The sequence below is a fragment of the Glaciimonas sp. PCH181 genome, assembly GCF_003056055.1.
Classification (GTDB): Bacteria; Pseudomonadota; Gammaproteobacteria; order Burkholderiales; family Burkholderiaceae_D; genus Glaciimonas.
The window spans coordinates 1,567,671-1,586,966 of the sequence record NZ_PYFP01000002.1 but is presented as its reverse complement, the minus strand read 5'-3'; the positions used below and the strand labels follow the sequence as shown (position 1 = coordinate 1,586,966).

The window sequence follows — 19,296 nt, the reverse complement described above, 5'->3', positions numbered from 1 at the left end:
GCCGAGATCAGAACCAGCAAATCACGCGGCCACAGACGAAAAAATGATTGAAAAAATCGTCGCAGAATGGCGACAAAAATCCTCCTATACCGTGCTAGATACCGCATTCGAGGCTGGTCAGCAATTCCTCGCAATCTGGCAGGCCTGGCGCGACGACGCTGCACGACCACAGCAATTACACTATCTGGCGTGGCTACCGACGGGTTTATCCATTGCAGAGATGGCCCAGAAACAGTCAGAATGGGCCGAATTGTCCGAGGCGCTGTTGGCGGTCTGGCCTGTTGCAGTGCCGGGATTTCATCGCATTTATCTGGACCAAAACCAGATCGTGCTGACGCTGATGATCGGCGACAGCGCTAAATGCGTGCAACAAATTGATGCCCGCATCGATGCTTTTTATCTGTCAGCGCAAGACTGGCCATTATCGCTATGGACGCGCTTGGGACGACTGGCTAAAGCCCAAGCAATATTGCGTATGCCGATGTCCAGCGACAGCCAGCAAAAAATGGTGGAAAACGCTGGATTTGTGTTTGAAAATACGCCCGGTGCTGCAGTAAAAAATGCCTGTTTTTGTCCACGATGGCGAATTACAACGCCCCGCACACAACCTCCGCCAGTCCAGCGTCACGCCATCATTCTTGGTGCGGGATTGGCAGGCGCGGCTGCATGTCAACGGCTGGCCTTACGCGGCTGGAAAGTAACGTTAATTGAACGCCATGCCAATATCGCACAAGAAGCGTCCGGCAATCTGGCAGGCATCTTTATGCCGCTTTTATCCAGAGATGACAATCCCACCTCGCGCCTCAGCCGCAACGCATATTTATTCGCACGGCATGTCTGGCAAAGTCTGGGCGGCATTGGCAACGGTTTTTCCGGTGCCGCTTGCGGCGTGCTCCAGATAGCCCGCGATGCCGCCCATGCAGAAGCCCAGCAAAATTTGTCGCAACAAACAGATTTCCCCGCCGAATACGCACAATGGCTGGCGCAACCGGCGGCCAGCGCATTATTGGGAGCGCCCGTCAGCGGCGGTGGCTGGTTATTCCCCGGCGGCGGCTGGGTCCATCCACAGAGTTTGTGCCGCGCCATGCTGCAAGCCTGCGGTTCGCAGTTGCAAACCCACTTTAATGTCAGCGCCAGCACACTCATAAAAATGGCCGATAGCTGGCAGGTTTGCGATGAAAACGGTGCTGAGATTGCCACTGCGCCGGTGGTCATTCTGGCAAACGGCATGGGCGCGCTGTCTTTTCCACAAACCTGCGACTTGCCGCTGACCGCGATTCGGGGTCAGGTCACGTATCTCGATGCAGAAAGCGCTCCGGCGATCATGCCGGTACTGTGCGGCGATGGTTATCTGACGCCAGCGATAAATGGTCTATGCAGTATCGGCGCGACCTATGACAACGATGCCGAAACGGCCTTACGCCAAAGCAGTCAGGACGAAAATCTGGCGCGTTTGCACCAAATCCTGCCCGACTGGACTGCCGATGTAACCGTATTGCCGTTGACTGGTCGAGTAGGTTTTCGTTGCGTGGCGACCGACCGTCTGCCGCTGGTCGGCGCGCTGCCCGATACGACGGCAACATCGCCACTCCGCGAACCGCAATTGAAAGATATCCCGCGCTTGCCAGGGCTATACGGTTTGCTGGGCTATGCGTCACGCGGATTGATCTGGGCACCGTTGGCAGCAGAACTGCTGGCCGCAGAATTGAATGACGAGCCGTTACCGATAGAAGCAGAGCTAGCCGCAGCGCTAGACCCGGCGCGCTTTATCTTAAAAGCGCAACGGCGTACTAAGCCGTAAAAATGGCGAAAAAAAGAGCACCCGAAGGCGCCCTGAAATACTGACATGCGGACCATGCCAGACCAACTTTTATCTTTCCCAACCGCGCTCACGGAAGCGCCAGTCGCCACGATCACCGCGCTCCCAGCGTGGTTCGTAATAACGATAGCCGGGGCGCGCACGGATGTAATGACCGCCAACCCAGACGTGCCGCCGTCCGTTCCAGCGCCAGAAACCCGGAGCCCAGACAAAACCGCCTCTTGGTGGAGGAATCACCTCATAGCGAGGGGGAGGAGGTGCAACGCCGACACCCACCACAACCTGTGCTTGCGCCTCCGATATTGGGGCCAGCAATCCTGCACTGATTGAGAGCAGGCTAACGCAAATAATCGCCTTGAATTTCATGGAAAATCTCCTTTGAATTGAGTATGTCCTGACAAGTAATATAGGCCAAAGAATCGCTATTAACTGTAATTTTGTGTTTCCAATTTGATCTAATAACGGGTTTTACGGTCTTTTTGACACAGTTTGAAACACCTCTTATTTGTGGCCGATTCGCCACCGCTGCCCAACGAACACTGACACGACCGCAAAACTCAGAATGCGTCGGAATCTGCGGTGCCCTAAGGTAAAATGGCGTCCAGCGAGCCGTTGCCGCGCATAAGCGTCTCTGCCTTGTGCGCGCATTGCAACGGCGCCAACAATTATCAAGATTTTTACCGGAACACCCATGTTGCGATTGAACGAAATTCAACTCCCGCTCGACCATTCTGAAGACGCGCTGCACGGCGCGATTCTGGAGCGGCTCGGGATCAAACCTGAAGCTCTGCTTGGCTTCACGATTTTTCGACGGAGTTATGACGCCCGCAAGAAAAATGCAGTCACGCTGACCTATACCGTTGATGTCGACGTAAAAGACGAAGCGACCATCCAGCAACGTCTGAAGGCGCATAAGCATGTAACGGCCACGCCGGATATGCAGTACAAATTTGTCGCGCACGCCAACGGCACCGAAAAATCGCGCCCGGTCGTCATTGGCACCGGCCCTTGCGGCCTGTTTGCGGCATTGATTCTGGCGCAAATGGGATTTAAGCCGATTATTCTGGAACGCGGCAAGGCAGTGCGTGAACGTACCAAAGATACTTGGGGACTATGGCGCAAACGTGAATTAGCACCGGAATCGAATGTCCAGTTCGGCGAAGGCGGCGCAGGGACTTTTTCTGATGGCAAACTGTGGACGCAGATTAAAGACCCTAAACATTACGGCCGCAAAGTCCTGACCGAATTCGTGCTGGCCGACGCGCCGGAAGAAATTATGTACGTCAGCAAACCGCATATCGGCACTTTCCGTCTGGTAAAGATGGTCGAAAAAATGCGGGCGTCGATTGAAGCGTTGGGCGGCGAATTCCGCTTCGAGCAAAAAGTCCAGGATCTGGATATTGAGAATGGTCAAATCCGCGCAGTCATACTCGCCAGCGGAGAAGCCATCGTCAGCGATCACGTGGTGCTGGCGATCGGTCATAGCGCGCGCGATACGTTTCGCATGTTGTTTGACCGTGGCGTGTATGTCGAAGCAAAACCGTTTTCGGTCGGCTTTCGGATTGAGCATCCCCAATCCCTGATCGACAAATGTCGATTTGGCCCCAGCGCCGGGCATCCAATACTCGGCGCAGCGGATTACAAACTAGTCCATCACTGCGCCAATGGCCGTGCGGTCTATAGTTTTTGCATGTGCCCGGGCGGTACTGTGGTCGCTGCGACATCCGAGCCGGGACGCGTCGTCACCAACGGCATGAGCCAGTATTCACGTAATGAACGCAACGCCAACAGTGGCATCGTCGTCGGCATTACGCCCGCCGATTATCCTGGCCATCCGCTCGCAGGCATCGCGCTGCAAGAACATTGGGAATCACGCGCCTACGAACTCGGCGGCAGTAATTACGATGCACCGGGGCAACTGGTCGGCGATTTTCTGGCTAAACGCGCTTCCACCGCTTTCGGCAGCGTGCAACCATCGTATAAACCCGGCGTACATTTAGGCGATTTGAGTACGGCGCTGCCCGACTATGCAATCACCGCCATGCGCGAAGCTTTACCTGCCTTTGACAAGCAAATCCGCGGCTTTGCGATGGCCGATGCGGTATTGACCGGCGTTGAAACCCGGACATCCTCGCCGGTTCGGATTAAACGTCACGACGATAGTTTGCAAAGTCTGAATACAGTTGGCTTGTTCCCTGCTGGCGAGGGAGCCGGTTACGCTGGCGGCATTATGTCAGCAGCAATCGACGGCATCCGCGTGGCAGAGGCGGTCGCGCTGAGCATGGCGAAATAACCACCTCAAACGTATCGTAGTCGCTGCGTCCGCGCCAGAAATCATCGCTTCGCGGACGCAGCAGCATCAATTTTCTAAGTTCCCCACCACCGCGCACAACATGCTGATCGCGCCCATATTGATGCCGTCGATCGGGATCGTGACTTGCTCATCGTCATGCTGCGTGCCGATGATGTACAGCAATGGTAAAAAGTGTTCTGCGGTCGGCACGGACAACTTTCCGTCCTCGCCCAAAGCAGCGTAATTCACCACTTTTTGATGATCACCGCTTAATAAACTTTCCCGAATCGTGGTGTTAAAGCGCTCTGCCCAGCCATGCGCAGGCGCATTTGGGTCCCAATTCATCAGGCGCAAGTTATGCACGACATCGCCGCTTCCGATAATCACGACACCCTGATCGCGCAATGCCGCTAATTTCCGGCCCAACTCAAAATGAAATTGCGGCCCTTGCGTGGCGTCAATACTCAACTGAATTACCGGAATATCGGCATGCGGCAGTGCCTTCACCAACACCGACCATGTCCCGTGATCAAAGCCCCAGGATTGATCCATCTCGACGGCCATAGGCGCCAGCAAATCTCGTATCTGGGCAGCCAATGCCGGATCGCCCGCAGCCGGATATTGCATATCAAACAAGGCCTGCGGAAACCCACCAAAATCATGAATCGTCTTGGGCTGCGGCATCGCGGTAACGGCTGTGCCACGCGTATACCAATGCGCCGAGATAGACAAAATAGCACGCGGCTTCAGCGCAGTTACCTTGGCGCCTAATTGCTCCCAGGCTTGGGTGAAACGGTTGTCTTGTATTGCGTTCATCGGGCTGCCGTGGCCGAAAAATATTGCTGGCATGCGACGCGGAATAAGGGTGCTCATGGCGTTTTCTCCACTAAAAATAATGACTATATAGCTAGCGTGGTGGCGCAAATTTGCCCCCGCTTTAATGACTACTATATATTTTTCCACTTGAAAGAAAAATAGGCTTCGTAGAAAATGATCATTCCGGATTCCAAAACAATAAGGCGCGAAGATGAATTTATTTGAAGCGATGAAGATCTTTGTCAAAGTCGCCGATTGCGGCAGTTTGTCGGGCGCGGCACGGGCGCTGGAGTTGTCTAATCCCTCCGTCACACGGCATATTGCCGACCTTGAAGCGCACTTGCATGCGCGCCTGCTCAACCGCAGTACGCGCCGGATTAGTCTGACCGATACCGGCGCCGCCTATCTGGAGCGGTGCCGTCAGGTATTACTGGATCTGGACGAAGCAGCCATGACCGCCAGCAACAGCGCCACCAACCCAAGCGGCGTATTGCGTATCAACGTGCCGGTGTCGTTTTCAGTGAATCATCTGGGCCGCGTGTTGCCGTTATATGCCGAGCGTTATCCGAATGTTGCGCTGGATGTGTCGTTATCGGATCGCGTGGTCGACCTGGTGGATGAGGGTTTCGATCTGGCGATTCGGATCGGCAAGCTACAAGGCCAGAGTCTGGTCGCCCGCAAGATCGCCCCGGCGCGGATTTTGTTGTGCGCCGCGCCGGCATATCTGGCAAAAAATGGCGTTCCAGAACATCCGGCCGATTTGGAAAGTCATGTTTGTCTGAGTTATGCCTACTCAACACCACGCGATGAATGGCGCTTTTTACGTGACGGAAAAACGGTCACAACACGCGTCAAAGGCGGACTTCACACCAACAACGGCGATCTGCTGCGGGAAGCCGCATTAGCAGGGATGGGGATTATCCTACAACCGTCATTCATAGTTGGCGACGATGTCCGCGCCGGAAGACTGACCACTTTGTTGCCCGAATATCATAGCGAGACGCTGTCGATCTACGCGGTATACCCCAGCCGCCAGCATTTGTCGGCCAAAGTCCGGACCTTTGTCGATTTTCTAGCCGAGCAGTTCGGTGATGCGCCGTACTGGGATCGTGATTTACCGGCGGGATAACTCGCCCATCAAAGCTGTCGCAAAAATAAAAATGCCGCCTGGCGAGAAGCCAGGCGGCATTTTTGTCTTACCGAGCCCTGATCCAGACGGGCTCGTTTATTCTATAAATTACTTCTTAGTGCGGACTTTGTCAGCAGTTTGTGCGAACTGAGTTGCTGCATTATTCACATTGGCTTCCAATGTTTCTACTGCTTGCTTAGCTGTCTTAGTCAGTTGCTCGTAACCAGCGTTAGCGTTACCGATGACCGATTTCAGAATAGCGATGGCGTTTTCTGAACCAGCTGGTGCATTTTTGCTGACTTCGTCGATCAGCGCATTGATACGGCGGCTAGTTTCAGCGATTTGAACTTCAGCAGCTTTAGTCAATTCAGCTTGTGTACCAGTAGCGATACCTTGCAGGTGACGGCCATAAGCGGCTGCCTTGTCTGCGTTTGGCTTAGCTTGGGCTGAAGCGATAGCGGCGAAATCTTGTGCATCTTTTGCGCCGAGCAATTGCTTGGCAGACGCGCTGGACTCTTCCATTGATGCTTTAGCAGCGCTCATGTTCAGTTCGATGACTTTTTCAACGCCTTCAAAGGCTTTGGTTGTCAGTGTGTTCAGCAATGCTAATTGCGCTTCGAAATGGGCTTTGGTGGCTGCGGAAAACTGCTCTTGAAATGAAAACATGGTCTTCTCCTAATTTATAAGATGCTTCAACAAACGGTCAGCCACCAAATGGTGCGCTGCAACAAATCCTATTTTACAGACACAAATCACTACGTCAAGAATTATTGTGCGATGCAACAAATTTGTCTTACGATTTAACAATTGCCCCGGCGCAGTGTATTGATCTTACAACGCGCTGATTAATTAGCAAGCGCGCATATTTTTCTTACCGCTACCGTTTTCTTCTTGCCGCTTAGGCAGCCGTGATAGACCGCAATGCTGTTCTCGAAATAGGCCTGTGCTTGTTTGATTGGCAGTTTCGCCAAGTGTTCCGCCGTCTTTCGGCTGACCTGGAAATGTTGATAGTCAATCGGCTGACGCCAATGTCCGCCCCAAATCGGGAAGCCATGCTCTGCAAAAATCGCGACGATCTGATCGTCAACCATGCCTGCGCGATGCGGCAAACGCGATATAAACGGCTTGCCATCTTCGGGACTTACCGCAATCGCGCCGTTGGCAGTCCGACGTAAATAAGGGTTTTGCACAGGATTAATATCGATTGCCAAACCGTAAGCGTGCAAAGAAGGCGCGCCGCCACCGGTAATCGGACGATCATTAAAAGCGGAACTATTATTGTCAGCCATCGCCAGCGCGTCATCGCCATGATAGTGATTCATCAACTTTGCACGGGCCAATGGCACGCGACGCGCTAGCAATAACTTAAAGATAGTCTGCACTTGCGGCGCAACGGCAGCCATCACCATGATTTCACCGTCATCATGCCGTTGACCTTCGAAATCCACAAACGCAAAGCGCACCACCTGCAATTGCGCGCACCCGACCGGCGCACCGGACTGCATCACATGCGTCGCTTTAAGCTGCGCGCACTGTGCGCTGTCGAGCACAGTCGGAGCGGCCGAAATTGCGGTTGCAGCCGCACTACTGTTTCCATTGGCAAATAGCAACAATGGCAACAATAACAACCGCAACCGCGCTTGCATCCAGTTAACACCAATCAAGCAACGACCTCAGTCAAATCGTGAATGACCAATCCGGCATCGGTTTTACCAAACATGGCAATGTTGGCCCGTTCTATCGCCTGCATTGCATCCTGATAACCCTGTTCCCAGCGCCACTGTACCGAACCACGCGAAAAGTTAACATCTTTCGATGCCATGTTCCAGTCGTGACCGGCATAACGCAACCGTATTAAGTGAATAGTACTGTCGTCGGCCAAACCAGCAAATTCCTTCAGCTCAGATTTACTCCGCTCCTCCGGTGGCAATTTGTCGTACAGCGCCCGTGCAGTGCGTCGTAATTGATGCGTACGCAGATAGTTTTCAATATGGCGCTGCGAACGCGAGGCAAACGTGACGTCTTTCTGACGCGTCTGCACTTCGTCGAGCGTGCGCGGCTCTTCGCCCTCTGCGCTCCACAGATCGACCATCAGGCAAATCGTATCGACGCGGGGTTTTTCAGCGCGGTCATCCTGATCGTCCAGCACGACTTCAAGCGGTGTATTTGAATACAAACCACCATCCCAGTACAAATCGCCATCGACGCGTACCGGCGCAAAACCGGGTGGCAACGCACCGCTAGCCATCACATGCTCAATCCCTATTTTGCGTTTATCGGAATCAAAACAGGTCAGTTCGCCAGTCGTTACTTTCATCGCGTTGACGGTCAGCCGGATGCTGTCGGGACAATTCAGAAAATCCAGATCAACCAGTTTTGCCAACGTCTCGGCCAGAGGGGAAGTGTCATAAAAACTGGCTTCTTCTGGCTCAACTGGCAAACCCATCGCAAACGGGCTCATCTGACGCGGCTTAAAAAATCCCGGTACGCCACGCAATATCGTATCCAGCGAAGTCCACCAAGTGCTGGTCTGGCGCACCGAATCCGGCACTTTATCCATTGCCACCAAATCCTTGTGCGATACCGACTCCCAAAATTCTTTCAATCGCGATAGTCGCAATTCGCGTGAATTCCCCGCAATAATCGCTGCATTAATTGCACCGATCGAGGTACCGACGACCCAGTCGGGCGTCATATCATGCTCGTGCATGGCGTGATACACGCCCGCCTGATAAGCACCAAGCGCACCGCCGCCTTGCAACACCAGCACGACACGCGGCTTGGCATCAGGTCGATCATCCTTTTTAGGTTTAGTGTCAGGGGTGGTTCTACCGCTAGCCGGGCCAGCCGCTGCTTTAGCTGGGGACAAGACAGTTGCATCTGCAGCAATTTTATTCGAGACTTTACTAGACATGTCACGCCATTCTTCGCAGTGGGAGGAGACTTATCTTACCTGACCTTCATCAACACGACGCAGCGCTGTTTTTTTCGCATAGTCCTCATCCACCTTTATTCAGGAAGCGCGCCCTCACTAATTACGAATAGAAATCATTTGCATTAGATGCTATAGTTTCCGCTCAGAAATGTGCGTCGGGCCGGTCAACGCCTCAACGCTCATACCATGTTCATCAAAGGGAGACTTTATGTTTTTGCGCACTTTCATCGCCAGCGCCATATTAGCCAGCTTCGCCGTCACCGCCGTAGCACAAGAAAAAGTGTTGAATTTGTATTCCGCACGTCACTATCAAACCGACGAAGCGCTGTACAGCAACTTCACCAAAACCACCGGCATCAAAATTAATCGCGTCGATGGTGACGATGCCGGGACCATCGCCCGCCTTAAAAGCGAAGGCAGCGCTAGTCCTGCAGATGTCATTTTGCTAGTCGACGCCGCTCGGCTATGGCGCGCGGAGAATGACGGCCTGTTCCAACCGATCGAATCCACGACATTAGAAACCCGCATCCCCGCCAATCTGCGCGGCAAAGATACCGGCAAGGGCTCGGAATGGTTCGGCTTATCGACCCGCGCACGCGTAATTGTGTATAACAAGGAACATGTTCAGCCAACCGATGTAGATACCTATGAAGCGTTGGCCGATCCAAAAAACAAGGGCAAACTCTGCACACGCAGCGGCGCGCATCCTTACAATGTTTCGCTATTTGGTGCCTTGCTAGAACATCTGGGCGAGCCTAAAACCGAAGCGCTGTTAAAAGGCTATGTCGCCAATCTTGCCCGTTCGCCAGTCGGCGGCGATACCGATCAGATCAAAGCCGTCAGTTCCGGTGAATGCGGCATTGCGATTTCAAATTCTTATTACGTTGCGCGTCTGATGAAATCCACCAAGCCAGAAGACATAGCATTGATGAAAAAAGTTGCTGTAGTCTGGCCTAACCAAAAATCCTTCGGCGCGCATGTCAATATCGCCGGAGCCGGTGTCGCCAAATACGCACCGCACCGTGCCGAAGCAGTTAAATTTCTCGAATATTTAGCCAGCGACGATGCGCAACGTTACTTTGCAGAAGGCAATAATGAATGGCCAGCCGTAAAAGGCGTCAAAACCGAAAACGCGGCGCTAGATGCACTGGGAACGTTCAAACCAGAAATCATCGATGTCTCCGCCGTCGGTCGCAATCAACAAAAAGTATTACAGATGCTGGACAAGGTTGGTTATAAGTAATTAGCGCATTTACTCAGGCCGTCGCGCAAAAAAATCGGGCTGGTGAAATAATCACCAGCCCGATTTTTGTTTCGATGCTGCGTCCGATAATACAGAACGTGTCTCAAGTTGGTCTTATTAAACGCAACGAGAATTAAACTTAACGAGATCTGACCGTCACAATGCCACCATCCTGGATGCCCTTTTCCACAAAACCAACACGACATTATTTCTTCTTAATCATATAAATCGCCAACCCAATCACCACCACCACGCTTACTTCCAAGCCAACCACGATATAGTTCGTCAACATTTGTGCCTCCTCAATCTTGTCATAAATTAATCAAACTGTTGGAAATGTCACCACGTGACTAACATCAAGGCGGATGCCGATCCATTCATCGATCGCATGATCGTGATGCGAGGGCACCAACGCCAGCAATTCCTGTCCATCCAGTAGTTTCAGCGTGTATAAAAAATCCGCGCCACGGAAAGTTTTTCGGACGACGCGTGCTTTGAAATGTGAATCATCGTCATGCACGATATCGTCGGAACGCAACAGCACATCAAACCCACGCGGAGCGCTGTCCGGCGACGCGCCCGCATGCGCCAAAACCCCATTAACATCATGCAAATTGCCCAGTGCGGTGGCGACCATCATGCCGGCGTCAGTCTGCACCAGCGCACCCGGCACAAACACACCGTGACCAATAAAATCGGCAACAAAACGACTGGTGGGACGATGATACAACTGATACGGCGCGGCCCACTGCTCCAGATGCCCGGCCTGCATTACGCCGACTACGTCACCAATGGCGAACGCTTCCAGTTGATCATGCGTCACCATCAACGCGGTGATATGCGCTTGCTTCAGAATCTCGCGAACATCGTGCGCTAGTCGTTCGCGTAATTCAACATCGAGACTGGAAAAAGGCTCGTCAAGCAACAATAAACGCGGTTGCGGCGCCAATGCCCGCGCCACTGCGACGCGCTGTTGTTGACCGCCGGACAATTGATGCGGGTATTTTTCATGCGCACCATCTAGCCCTACTAGCGCCAGCATTTCATCGACACGTTGACGTACTTGCTGACGCGGCATGTCACGCAGGCCAAATCCGATATTCGCGGCGATATTCAAATGCGGGAATAAAGCGAAATCCTGAAACACCATACCGATCCGGCGCTGTTCTGCCGCGATCCGCACATTCGGGCCATCCAGCAACGTACCGTCTAGCAGAATACGCCCGCTCTGCGGCTGTTCAAGCCCGGCAATCGCTCGCAATAATGTTGTTTTACCACTGCCGGATGGACCAATCAATACGCCTAATTGACCGGCGGCTAATTGTAACGATACGTCATTCACCGCTGGCGCAGAGGCCTTCGGATAACGCGCAGAGATGTGTTGAAGATCGAGAAACATTCGGCAGTTGCTGTGAAGCTGGTTACAATTCTGGTTGATCGAAAAAATCTATCGACGCTATCGGCCTGTCTTGAACCCAATCGGCAAAGATCAGAAAGCCCAATAAAGCCCGTTAGTGTAGCGTAATCCCACCCATTTCTGACTTGCCTCCATGCTCTTCATCGGTTTAATCGCCCTGCTGATTGCCCTACCCATCCTCGGCATCGCGGCCGCCTGGCTTAACCTCGACGCGCACGCCGTTGACGTATTGATGCAGCAAATGCACACGGTCTTGCCGGGCTATCTAGCGACCTCGGCATGGCTGGCAATCGCCGTCACCATTGGCGTGGTGCTGGTGGGCGCAGCAACGGCTGTCACGGTGAGTTTGTTCGAATTTCGCGGACGGCGTTTTCTGGAATGGGCTTTGCTGCTGCCGATGGCGATGCCAGCCTATGTCTCGGCCTATGCCTATACCGACTTTCTGCAATATAGCGGGCTAGTGCAAACCAGTCTCAGAAACGTCATTCCCGGCATGCGATTGCCGGAAATACGTAATCTGTCGGGCGCGATTTTTCTGTTCATTTTTACACTTTATCCGTACACCTATTTACTGGCCCGCAGCGCCCTGAATGAGCGCGGCTTGCATTTGATGGAGGCGGCACGCCTGCTCGGCACACCGCTGGCTGCCAGAATTCGCCGCGTTGCGTTGCCGCTGGCGCGCCCTGCGCTGATGGCAGGCGCGGCGCTGGCGTTGATGGAAACACTGGCTGACTATGGCGTCAGCGCGTATTTCGGCCTCACTACTTTTACCACCGGGATTTATAAAGCGTGGATGGTGATGGATGACCGTATCGCCGCTGCACAGCTGGCGTCGGTGTTACTCGGCATCGTGGCGGTATTACTTTGGGTAGAACGCCAAGGCCAGAAAAAACTGCGCTTTTCCAGTGTCCGCGGGCAGCGTGGTGACGGATCGGAGTCGCGCCTGGAGCCGTTGCGCGGCATGCATCGTAACGTGGCGTGGCTAGTCTGCGGCCTGCCCATATTTCTCGGATTCGTGCTGCCTGTGCTTATTTTATTGCAACTGATGTGGGCCGAATTCGGGCACAACGCTGCGGCGAATAATGCTACCAATGGCGATAGCGATTTTGGTAGCGTGTCTTTCGACTTACTGCGCTATGCAGGTTGGGCCTGGAACAGCTTCCGCTTCGGCACCATCGCCGCCTGTCTGGCGGTGGCCTTGGCGCTGGCGCTGAGTTTTGCCCAGCGTTCGCACGGCTTGCCGCGCTTCAAAGCCATGCTGCTGCGCTTTATCACGCACGTGGCGTCGATGGGCTATGCGATCCCCGGTTCGGTGATCGCGGTCGGCATCCTGCTGCCCATCGCGTGGCTGCAAGTGATCGCGCCGCATAACACCATCGGCATCTGGCTGACCGCGACTTCGCTCGGGATTGTGTACGCGTATCTGGTCCGCTTCAGTGCGGTTGCGGTGCAATCAATCGATGCCGGTTACGCCAGAATTCCCACCAGTTACGACGAGGCTGCACGCACCTTGAGCAGCAGTCGCTGGCGCATTGCCAGTCGCTTACACGCGCCGTTGCTTTGGCGCTCGATGGCGACCGCGTTTCTGATGGTCTTTGTCGACGTGGTCAAAGAATTGCCCGCGACGCTTTTACTGCGCCCGTTTAATACTGACACGCTGGCCGTCATCGCCCATAACCTTGCCCGAGACGAACGGCTAGGCGAAGCCGCATTACCCGCCCTGACCATCGTCGCAGTCGGTTTGATTCCCGTGTTGTTAGTCACCCGCGCCCTAAGTCGACGCTGAGCGGCCACCGTTTTAGGTGCCAAATTGCCGATAAATTATGGCAAGTTAGCTGTCGTGACAATGCCGGGTGTTAATACGATTTTCCGACATTCATCTTCTTTTCTATCGAACATCCGATAACCTTGCGCTGCACTTTCCAACGAAAGTCGGTGCGAGATAATGGCTTCCGGCGCTAACTTTCCCTCCTCGATATATTCGAGCAGTTCAGGCATATAACGCTGCACATGCGTTTGTCCGGCTTTAAAAGTGATGCCCTTCTCAAACGCATCCCCAAACAAAAATCCATGAATAAATCCAGCATACACACCCGGCACGCTAACTATCCCACCGCGCCGGACTGCTGCAATCGCCTGCCGTAGCGCTGCTCCGCTGCTGCCTTCCATTTTTAGCGTGGTCATGACGGTTTCCAGCGTGCTGCCTTTGGCTTCAAACCCCACCGCATCAATCACGGCGTCAACTCCTCGGCATCCGGTGTTTTGAATGATAAATTCAGCCGCGTCCACCTCATCGAAATTGATCGGGATAACGCCATAGTGCTGACGGGCAAACTCCAGCCGATAAGGATGATGGTCGATCATAAATATCTTTTCCGCGCCCAGCATTTGCGAGCAGGCGGCTGCCATTTGTCCGACCGGGCCAGCGCCAAAAATAGCCACGCTGGAGCCTTGCTTTACCTCTGCATTCAATACCGCCTGATAGCCGGTCGGCAAAATATCGCTGAGAAAAAGTACTTTCTCATCGGCAAGTGTATTGGGGATTTTGATAGGACCGACGTTGGCCTTCGGCACGCGGACGTATTCCGCCTGACCGCCGGGAACGCCGCCGTAAAAATGACTAAAACCAAACAATGCCGCCCCTGGGCGCAGGCTTTTTTTGTTCATGATCGTGCCGCGATCGGGATTGGTTGTTTCGCAAGCGGAAAATAGACGCATATCGCAGAAAAAACAACTTCCGCAGGCGATCACGAAAGGGACGACAACGCGGTCGCCCTTTTGCAAGGCGGCGACGCCGTTTCCTGCCTCCACCACTTCGCCCATGAATTCGTGGCCCATGATATCGCCCTCTTTCATGCCCGGGACTTTGCCGCGATACAGGTGCAGATCCGATCCGCAAATCGCGGTGGCGGTGACTTTTAAGATAATGTCATCTGACTCCTGCAAGACGGGGTCCGGGACGGTATCGACTTTTACATCGTGGGCGGAGTGAAATACAAGGGCGCGCATTGTTGATCTCCTAGAGGAATTGGAGGAAATAGCGGTGAATTGGATGGGTTGCTGGCAGAAGTCTGCGAGATTGAAGAAAAATCACAGTAGCAGAAGAGGGCTATGAAAGTAGATCAGGGATTCGCTGGAATCGCCGTAGGAGAAGACCGACAAGTGGGGGAGTCGCTGTAACAAAACCTTTGCGGCTCTCCAACACGCGTAAAATTGCCTCCAATTGTGCAATTCCGCCATCCTTACCGGCCCCGCCCTCATGACTATCCTGCTGTCTACCCTCAATGCCCGCTATTCCCACGCCTCACTCGGTTTGCGCTATCTGCAAGCCAACATGGGCGATCTGCGCGGCGACACCCAGCTGCATGAGTTCGTGATTGGTGCAAAAACCACCGATATCGTCGAAAAGTTATTGGCGCACAAGGCCACCGATGGCAGCACTACCATCGTCGGCTTCGGCGTGTATATCTGGAATATCGAAGAGACCACCAAAGTCGTTGCCATGCTGAAATGCATCGCGCCCGAAATCGTCATCGTACTAGGCGGCCCGGAAGTGTCCTATGAGTCCGAGCAGCAACAAATCGTTAAACTAGCCGATTATCTGGTCACTGGCTGGGGCGACGTCACGTTTCCCGATCTCTGCCGCCAAATCATCAATGGCCCTAAACCGTTAATGAAAACCCACATCGGCATCCAACCGCCGATGCAAGACATCACACTGCCTTACTCGTTATATAGCGATCACGATATTGCCCATCGCACGTTGTACGTCGAGGCCTCACGCGGCTGTCCGTTCAAGTGTGAATTCTGCTTGTCGGCGCTGGACAAAACAGCGTGGCCGTTCGGTCTGGACACATTTTTGGCGGAGTTAGAATCCCTGCATGCGCGCGGTGCGCGGTTGTTCAAATTCGTCGACCGCACCTTTAATCTGAACGTCAAAACCAGTCTGAATATCCTGCAATTTTTTCTCGATAAACTGGCTGCGCATCCCGACGATCCGGTGTTCGCCCACTTTGAATTGGTCCCAGATCATTTGCCCGATGCTTTAAAAGAAGCCATCACTAAATTCCCGCCGGGCGCGTTGCAATTTGAAATCGGGATTCAGAGTTTTAATCCCGCAGTACAAGCGCTGGTCAGCCGCAAACAAAATAACCAAAAAGCCGCCGATAACATCCGCTGGCTGATCGAGAAATCGCATGCGCATTTACACGTCGATCTGATCGCCGGTTTGCCCGGTGAAGATGTAGAGAGTTTCGCCCAAGGCTTCGATAAATTGGTGGCGCTGGAACCACACGAAATCCAGTTCGGCATCCTGAAACGCTTACGCGGCACACCAATTATTCGCCATACGCAGACCTTTGGGCTGATCTTTGATCCGCATCCGCCCTACACAATTCTGGCGACTAATCTAATCGATTTCGCCACCATGCAGCGGCTGGTAAGGTTTTCTCGCTACTGGGATTTGGTCGCCAATTCCGGCCGGTTCGCCCACACCTTGCCGCTTATTTTGGGTGCAACGCCGTTCTTCAGCTTCATGGCATTTTCGGATTGGCTCTATGGCAAAACCGATGCCACCCACCGGATCGCGATGGACCGGCTGGCAGGATTGGTGGGACAGTGGTTGCGCTTGCAGGGAATGACCGACGCCAGCGTCAATGCGGTGCTGAGCACGGATTACGCCGGACAGCCGCCGAAATTGCCGAATACACCAAAGCCGGTGATCGCCGCAGAACATGCGCCGATAGTCGCACCGCAACGACAAGCGCGGCACTTAACGGCTTAATTGGGGCGTGAATTAGCGCTGATGCGCTAATTTTGACGATCAGGCAGGGCGTTGAGTGCGCCAAATAGCGATCAACTGTTGTGATGCCACGTCGATGGCCTCTAGCGATACACTGCTAAGTTGATTAAAAATCATCAATGCGTAGACGCTTGCTAACGAATTAACTTCAGGCGATAAAGCGCACTCCTCGCCTATCGCGGGCCGTTGCAAACGCCAATAATTAATGGCTTCTTCGAGTTCCGGCAATGAAATATTCATGGCTGTATTGTACCCGTGGTACGCGTGAATTTTTATACTTTGTCAAGTTTCAAAAACCGCCACTTTTGGCGTCGCCAACGGCCGTATCGCGCCTTAAAACACGACACCAGCAACCAAAATAATATTCGCAAACGGTGTACATTCGCCAGTCCGGATGATCGCTTTTGCGCCTTGCGTCAGTTGCTTAAAGTCTTCATGCGACATTTCCCGCTTGCCGGGCAAGTCGAAAGCCGACATCTGCGCGGCCAATAGCGGACTGCGAAGCGCTAACGCATCTGCCACGATATGCTGTTCGACCTGCATCTCTGTCAATACCGTCTTCAAAGTCTCAATAAAACCCGGCACGCCGTGCGTCAACGCAAGGTCGATTAATTTAACCCCGGCTGGCACTGGCAAACCAGCATCGCCGATCACGACCATATCGCCATGTCCTAAAGAGGCGATCAATTGAGACAGCGCGATGTTGAGTAAAGGCGTTTTTTTCATATGGGCTATCGTTAATTCAATCGTATTTAATCTAAAGCGATACCGGCAGCAACTCGCGCCGGTAAGGAATGGAAGTCTGCGCGCCAATCCGCGCCACGCTCAGCGCTGCAGCACGCTGACCAAAATGGATTGCGTCTTCTTCGCTATCGCCATCGGCCAGCGCGGCGACAAAACCGCCAATGAAAGTATCGCCAGCAGCGGTCGTATCTAGTGCAGTCGTCGGCTGTGCCGGAAAATGGCGGACACCACCACCGAGCGCGGCACGCACGCCTTTTGCACCTAGCGTCACCAACACATTAGCGCAGCCAAAGCCACGTAATTCGGCAATGATTGCATCAATTTCAGCATCGCTATCAAGACCGGAAGCCGCACGATTAACCAACATCGCCGCTTCAATTTCATTGGGAATAAGGTAGGTCAACTGGCCCAATAATGCGTGCGGTAAAGCCTGAGCAGGAGCCGGATTCAACACAATAATTTTCCCTAACGAATGCGCTAGTTGTATCGCATGGCACACGGTCGCCAACGGGGTTTCCAGCTGTAAAACCACTATCGTCGCCTGCGCAATTAAGTCGCGTGCAGCATCGATATGCGCCGGACTTAACGCATCGTTCGCACCGGCAGCAAGCATGATGCTGTTTTGACCGGTGGCATCGACCGAAATCGCGGCCACACCGGAAGACATGCCAGCAATCGTGCTGATATGCGTATCGTCAACACCGTCCAGGCGTAACGACGCCCGTAACTCTGTACCGAAAGCGTCGTCGCCCAGACAGCCTATCATCGCGACTTTATTGCTGCCGGTAAGGCTGGGCTTGCTCAGACGTGCGCAGGCTACTGCCTGATTTGCGCCTTTACCGCCGGGGATCGTTCGAAACTGGCCGCCTAATAGCGTCTCGCCGGGATGCGGCATGCGTGGCACGCGCATCACCAAATCCATATTAATACTGCCGATGACAACAATCATTTGCTGCTTTCTAATTGCTTTTTGAGAACGTTAATTAATTATCGTGGGCGTTTATTTTGCGGCAATGTGGCTTACGCTGGAACCTCTGACATGCAATTCCGGCGCAATAGTATGTTGTTGCAATGCCATATCCGGGCGCGCAATGCGGGCCAGCAAACAAGCCGCCGTTAGTTGCCCCAATTTACGCGTATTTTGCGCCACGCTGGTCAGCGGCGGATGGATAAATTGCGCCAGATCAATATCATCAAAACCCACCACAGCCAATGCCTGCGGTACATCAATATTGCGTTCCGCCGCAGCACGCAACGCGCCAATTGCCATCAAATCGTTACAGCAAAAAATCGCATCCGGACGTTCTTCAAGCGGCAAATCCAGCAGCTCGCAAGCCGCCGCATAGCCGCCTGCACTTGTAAAATCGCCATATACGCACATCGCTGCTGCCAACTCAGTATTAGCTTGCGCGAGCTTGTTACGCAGCCCTGCTATCCGTTCGCGGGAAATCGCAATTTCAGCCGGACCGCCGATACAGGCGATGCGTTTACGCCCCAACGCTAATAAATGTTCGGCTGCCAACGCGCCACCGGCAACGTTATCGACAGCGATTAAATCAATCGCCAGATCATCCGCCAGGTCTTTGCGGGCGCGATCCAGCAGCACGGTGGGGACTTTCATTTTGCGCAATAACTCGCCATCGGCCCGACCCAGCGTGGCAACAATCAAGCCATCGCAACGCTTGGTCAGCAGCATGTTCAGATAGTCGCGCTGCTTGGCTGGGTCATCATCGGAATTACACAAGATGACGCTATATCCGGCGGCATAACAACTGTCTTCGATTCCCCGCGCCACCTCGGAAAAATAGGGGTTGGTGTTGTTCGGAATAATCAACCCAATCGTACCGGTGGTTTTGCTTTTTAACGAGCGCGCCAATGCGCTTGGCACGTAACCCAGCGACGCCACCGCCGCGACCACCCTTTCGCGGGCGCTGTCGCTGACGGGGCGGGTCTGATTTAATACATGCGATACCGTGGTGTAAGACACTCCGGCTACGCGGGCTACTTCTTTTATGGTTGCCATCTGGGTTCACACATTCTGAAATTTTATCGATACGGCGTTTCATAGCGCATGTGCATCACTACATCGCTATTTTTCG

The 19,296-nt window shown here is 53.5% G+C and carries 17 protein-coding genes; 6 read left to right on the top strand and 11 right to left on the bottom strand.

From position 1 onward, the window contains the following. Positions 1–43: 43 nt before the first annotated feature. Positions 44–1,801: an FAD-dependent 5-carboxymethylaminomethyl-2-thiouridine(34) oxidoreductase MnmC gene (gene mnmC, locus C7W93_RS20390; RefSeq protein WP_108442049.1), complete on the top strand. Its 1,758-nt coding sequence runs from the start codon at positions 44–46 to the stop codon at positions 1,799–1,801. A 69-nt stretch (positions 1,802–1,870) separates the two neighbouring features. On the opposite strand, the gene C7W93_RS20385 is transcribed toward mnmC, so the two are convergent. Then, on the bottom strand, positions 1,871–2,185 hold the full coding sequence (locus C7W93_RS20385; protein WP_108442048.1) for a YXWGXW repeat-containing protein: 315 nt from the start codon (positions 2,183–2,185) through the stop codon (positions 1,871–1,873). Positions 2,186–2,510: 325 nt separating this feature from the next. On the opposite strand from C7W93_RS20385, the gene C7W93_RS20380 reads away from it, so the two are divergent. Next, positions 2,511–4,112, top strand: a complete 1,602-nt coding sequence (locus C7W93_RS20380; protein WP_108442047.1) for an NAD(P)/FAD-dependent oxidoreductase — start codon at positions 2,511–2,513, stop codon at positions 4,110–4,112. Positions 4,113–4,178: 66 nt separating this feature from the next. Here the strand turns inward: C7W93_RS20380 and ygiD are convergent, their stop codons facing one another. Continuing rightward, a complete protein-coding gene (ygiD, locus tag C7W93_RS20375; protein ID WP_225869948.1) occupies positions 4,179–4,985 on the bottom strand; it encodes a 4,5-DOPA dioxygenase extradiol in 807 nt (268 codons plus the stop codon). A gap of 154 nt (positions 4,986–5,139) precedes the next feature. Here ygiD and C7W93_RS20370 point away from each other — a divergent pair, with 154 nt between their 5' ends. Beyond that, positions 5,140–6,057: a LysR family transcriptional regulator gene (locus C7W93_RS20370; protein WP_108442046.1), complete on the top strand. Its 918-nt coding sequence runs from the start codon at positions 5,140–5,142 to the stop codon at positions 6,055–6,057. A 108-nt stretch (positions 6,058–6,165) separates the two neighbouring features. On the opposite strand, the gene C7W93_RS20365 is transcribed toward C7W93_RS20370, so the two are convergent. The 3 genes from C7W93_RS20365 to C7W93_RS20355 all read right to left on the bottom strand — a co-directional run bounded on the left by C7W93_RS20365 (position 6,166) and on the right by C7W93_RS20355 (position 8,971). After that, positions 6,166–6,723 carry a phasin family protein gene (locus tag C7W93_RS20365; protein ID WP_108442045.1) on the bottom strand — a complete coding sequence of 186 codons (558 nt, stop codon included), beginning with the start codon at positions 6,721–6,723 and terminating at the stop codon, positions 6,166–6,168. Between the two features lie 179 nt (positions 6,724–6,902). Further along, the gene (locus tag C7W93_RS20360; RefSeq protein ID WP_108442255.1) at positions 6,903–7,703 is read right to left on the bottom strand and encodes a M15 family metallopeptidase; all 801 of its coding nucleotides are present in this window, start codon (positions 7,701–7,703) and stop codon (positions 6,903–6,905) included. Positions 7,704–7,717: 14 nt separating this feature from the next. Next, positions 7,718–8,971, bottom strand: a complete 1,254-nt coding sequence (locus tag C7W93_RS20355) for a patatin-like phospholipase family protein (protein ID WP_108442044.1) — start codon at positions 8,969–8,971, stop codon at positions 7,718–7,720. 229 nt (positions 8,972–9,200) lie between these two features. Between C7W93_RS20355 and C7W93_RS20350 the strand changes: the two genes are divergently transcribed. Further along, positions 9,201–10,235, top strand: a complete 1,035-nt coding sequence (locus tag C7W93_RS20350; RefSeq protein WP_108442043.1) for a Fe(3+) ABC transporter substrate-binding protein — start codon at positions 9,201–9,203, stop codon at positions 10,233–10,235. A gap of 322 nt (positions 10,236–10,557) precedes the next feature. Here C7W93_RS20350 and C7W93_RS20345 read toward each other — a convergent pair whose 3' ends face one another. Beyond that, entirely contained in the window at positions 10,558–11,634 is a 1,077-nt protein-coding gene (locus C7W93_RS20345) for an ABC transporter ATP-binding protein (RefSeq protein ID WP_108442042.1), read from the bottom strand. Positions 11,635–11,785: 151 nt separating this feature from the next. On the opposite strand from C7W93_RS20345, the gene C7W93_RS20340 reads away from it, so the two are divergent. Beyond that, on the top strand, positions 11,786–13,438 hold the full coding sequence (locus C7W93_RS20340) for an iron ABC transporter permease (RefSeq protein WP_108442041.1): 1,653 nt from the start codon (positions 11,786–11,788) through the stop codon (positions 13,436–13,438). 35 nt (positions 13,439–13,473) lie between these two features. Here C7W93_RS20340 and C7W93_RS20335 read toward each other — a convergent pair whose 3' ends face one another. Then, positions 13,474–14,661: a zinc-dependent alcohol dehydrogenase gene (locus C7W93_RS20335; RefSeq protein WP_108442040.1), complete on the bottom strand. Its 1,188-nt coding sequence runs from the start codon at positions 14,659–14,661 to the stop codon at positions 13,474–13,476. Positions 14,662–14,911: 250 nt separating this feature from the next. Here C7W93_RS20335 and C7W93_RS20330 point away from each other — a divergent pair, with 250 nt between their 5' ends. Continuing rightward, on the top strand, positions 14,912–16,435 hold the full coding sequence (locus C7W93_RS20330) for a B12-binding domain-containing radical SAM protein (RefSeq protein ID WP_108442039.1): 1,524 nt from the start codon (positions 14,912–14,914) through the stop codon (positions 16,433–16,435). Between the two features lie 39 nt (positions 16,436–16,474). Here the strand turns inward: C7W93_RS20330 and C7W93_RS20325 are convergent, their stop codons facing one another. The 4 genes from C7W93_RS20325 to C7W93_RS20310 all read right to left on the bottom strand — a co-directional run bounded on the left by C7W93_RS20325 (position 16,475) and on the right by C7W93_RS20310 (position 19,220). Then, positions 16,475–16,693, bottom strand: a complete 219-nt coding sequence (locus tag C7W93_RS20325; RefSeq protein WP_108442038.1) for a DUF3717 domain-containing protein — start codon at positions 16,691–16,693, stop codon at positions 16,475–16,477. Between the two features lie 93 nt (positions 16,694–16,786). Next, positions 16,787–17,179: a D-ribose pyranase gene (gene rbsD, locus C7W93_RS20320; protein WP_108442037.1), complete on the bottom strand. Its 393-nt coding sequence runs from the start codon at positions 17,177–17,179 to the stop codon at positions 16,787–16,789. Between the two features lie 31 nt (positions 17,180–17,210). Further along, entirely contained in the window at positions 17,211–18,146 is a 936-nt protein-coding gene (gene rbsK / locus C7W93_RS20315) for a ribokinase (RefSeq protein ID WP_108442036.1), read from the bottom strand. 51 nt (positions 18,147–18,197) lie between these two features. After that, a complete protein-coding gene (locus C7W93_RS20310) occupies positions 18,198–19,220 on the bottom strand; it encodes a LacI family DNA-binding transcriptional regulator (protein WP_108442035.1) in 1,023 nt (340 codons plus the stop codon). Between the last annotated feature and the right edge of the window lie 76 nt (positions 19,221–19,296).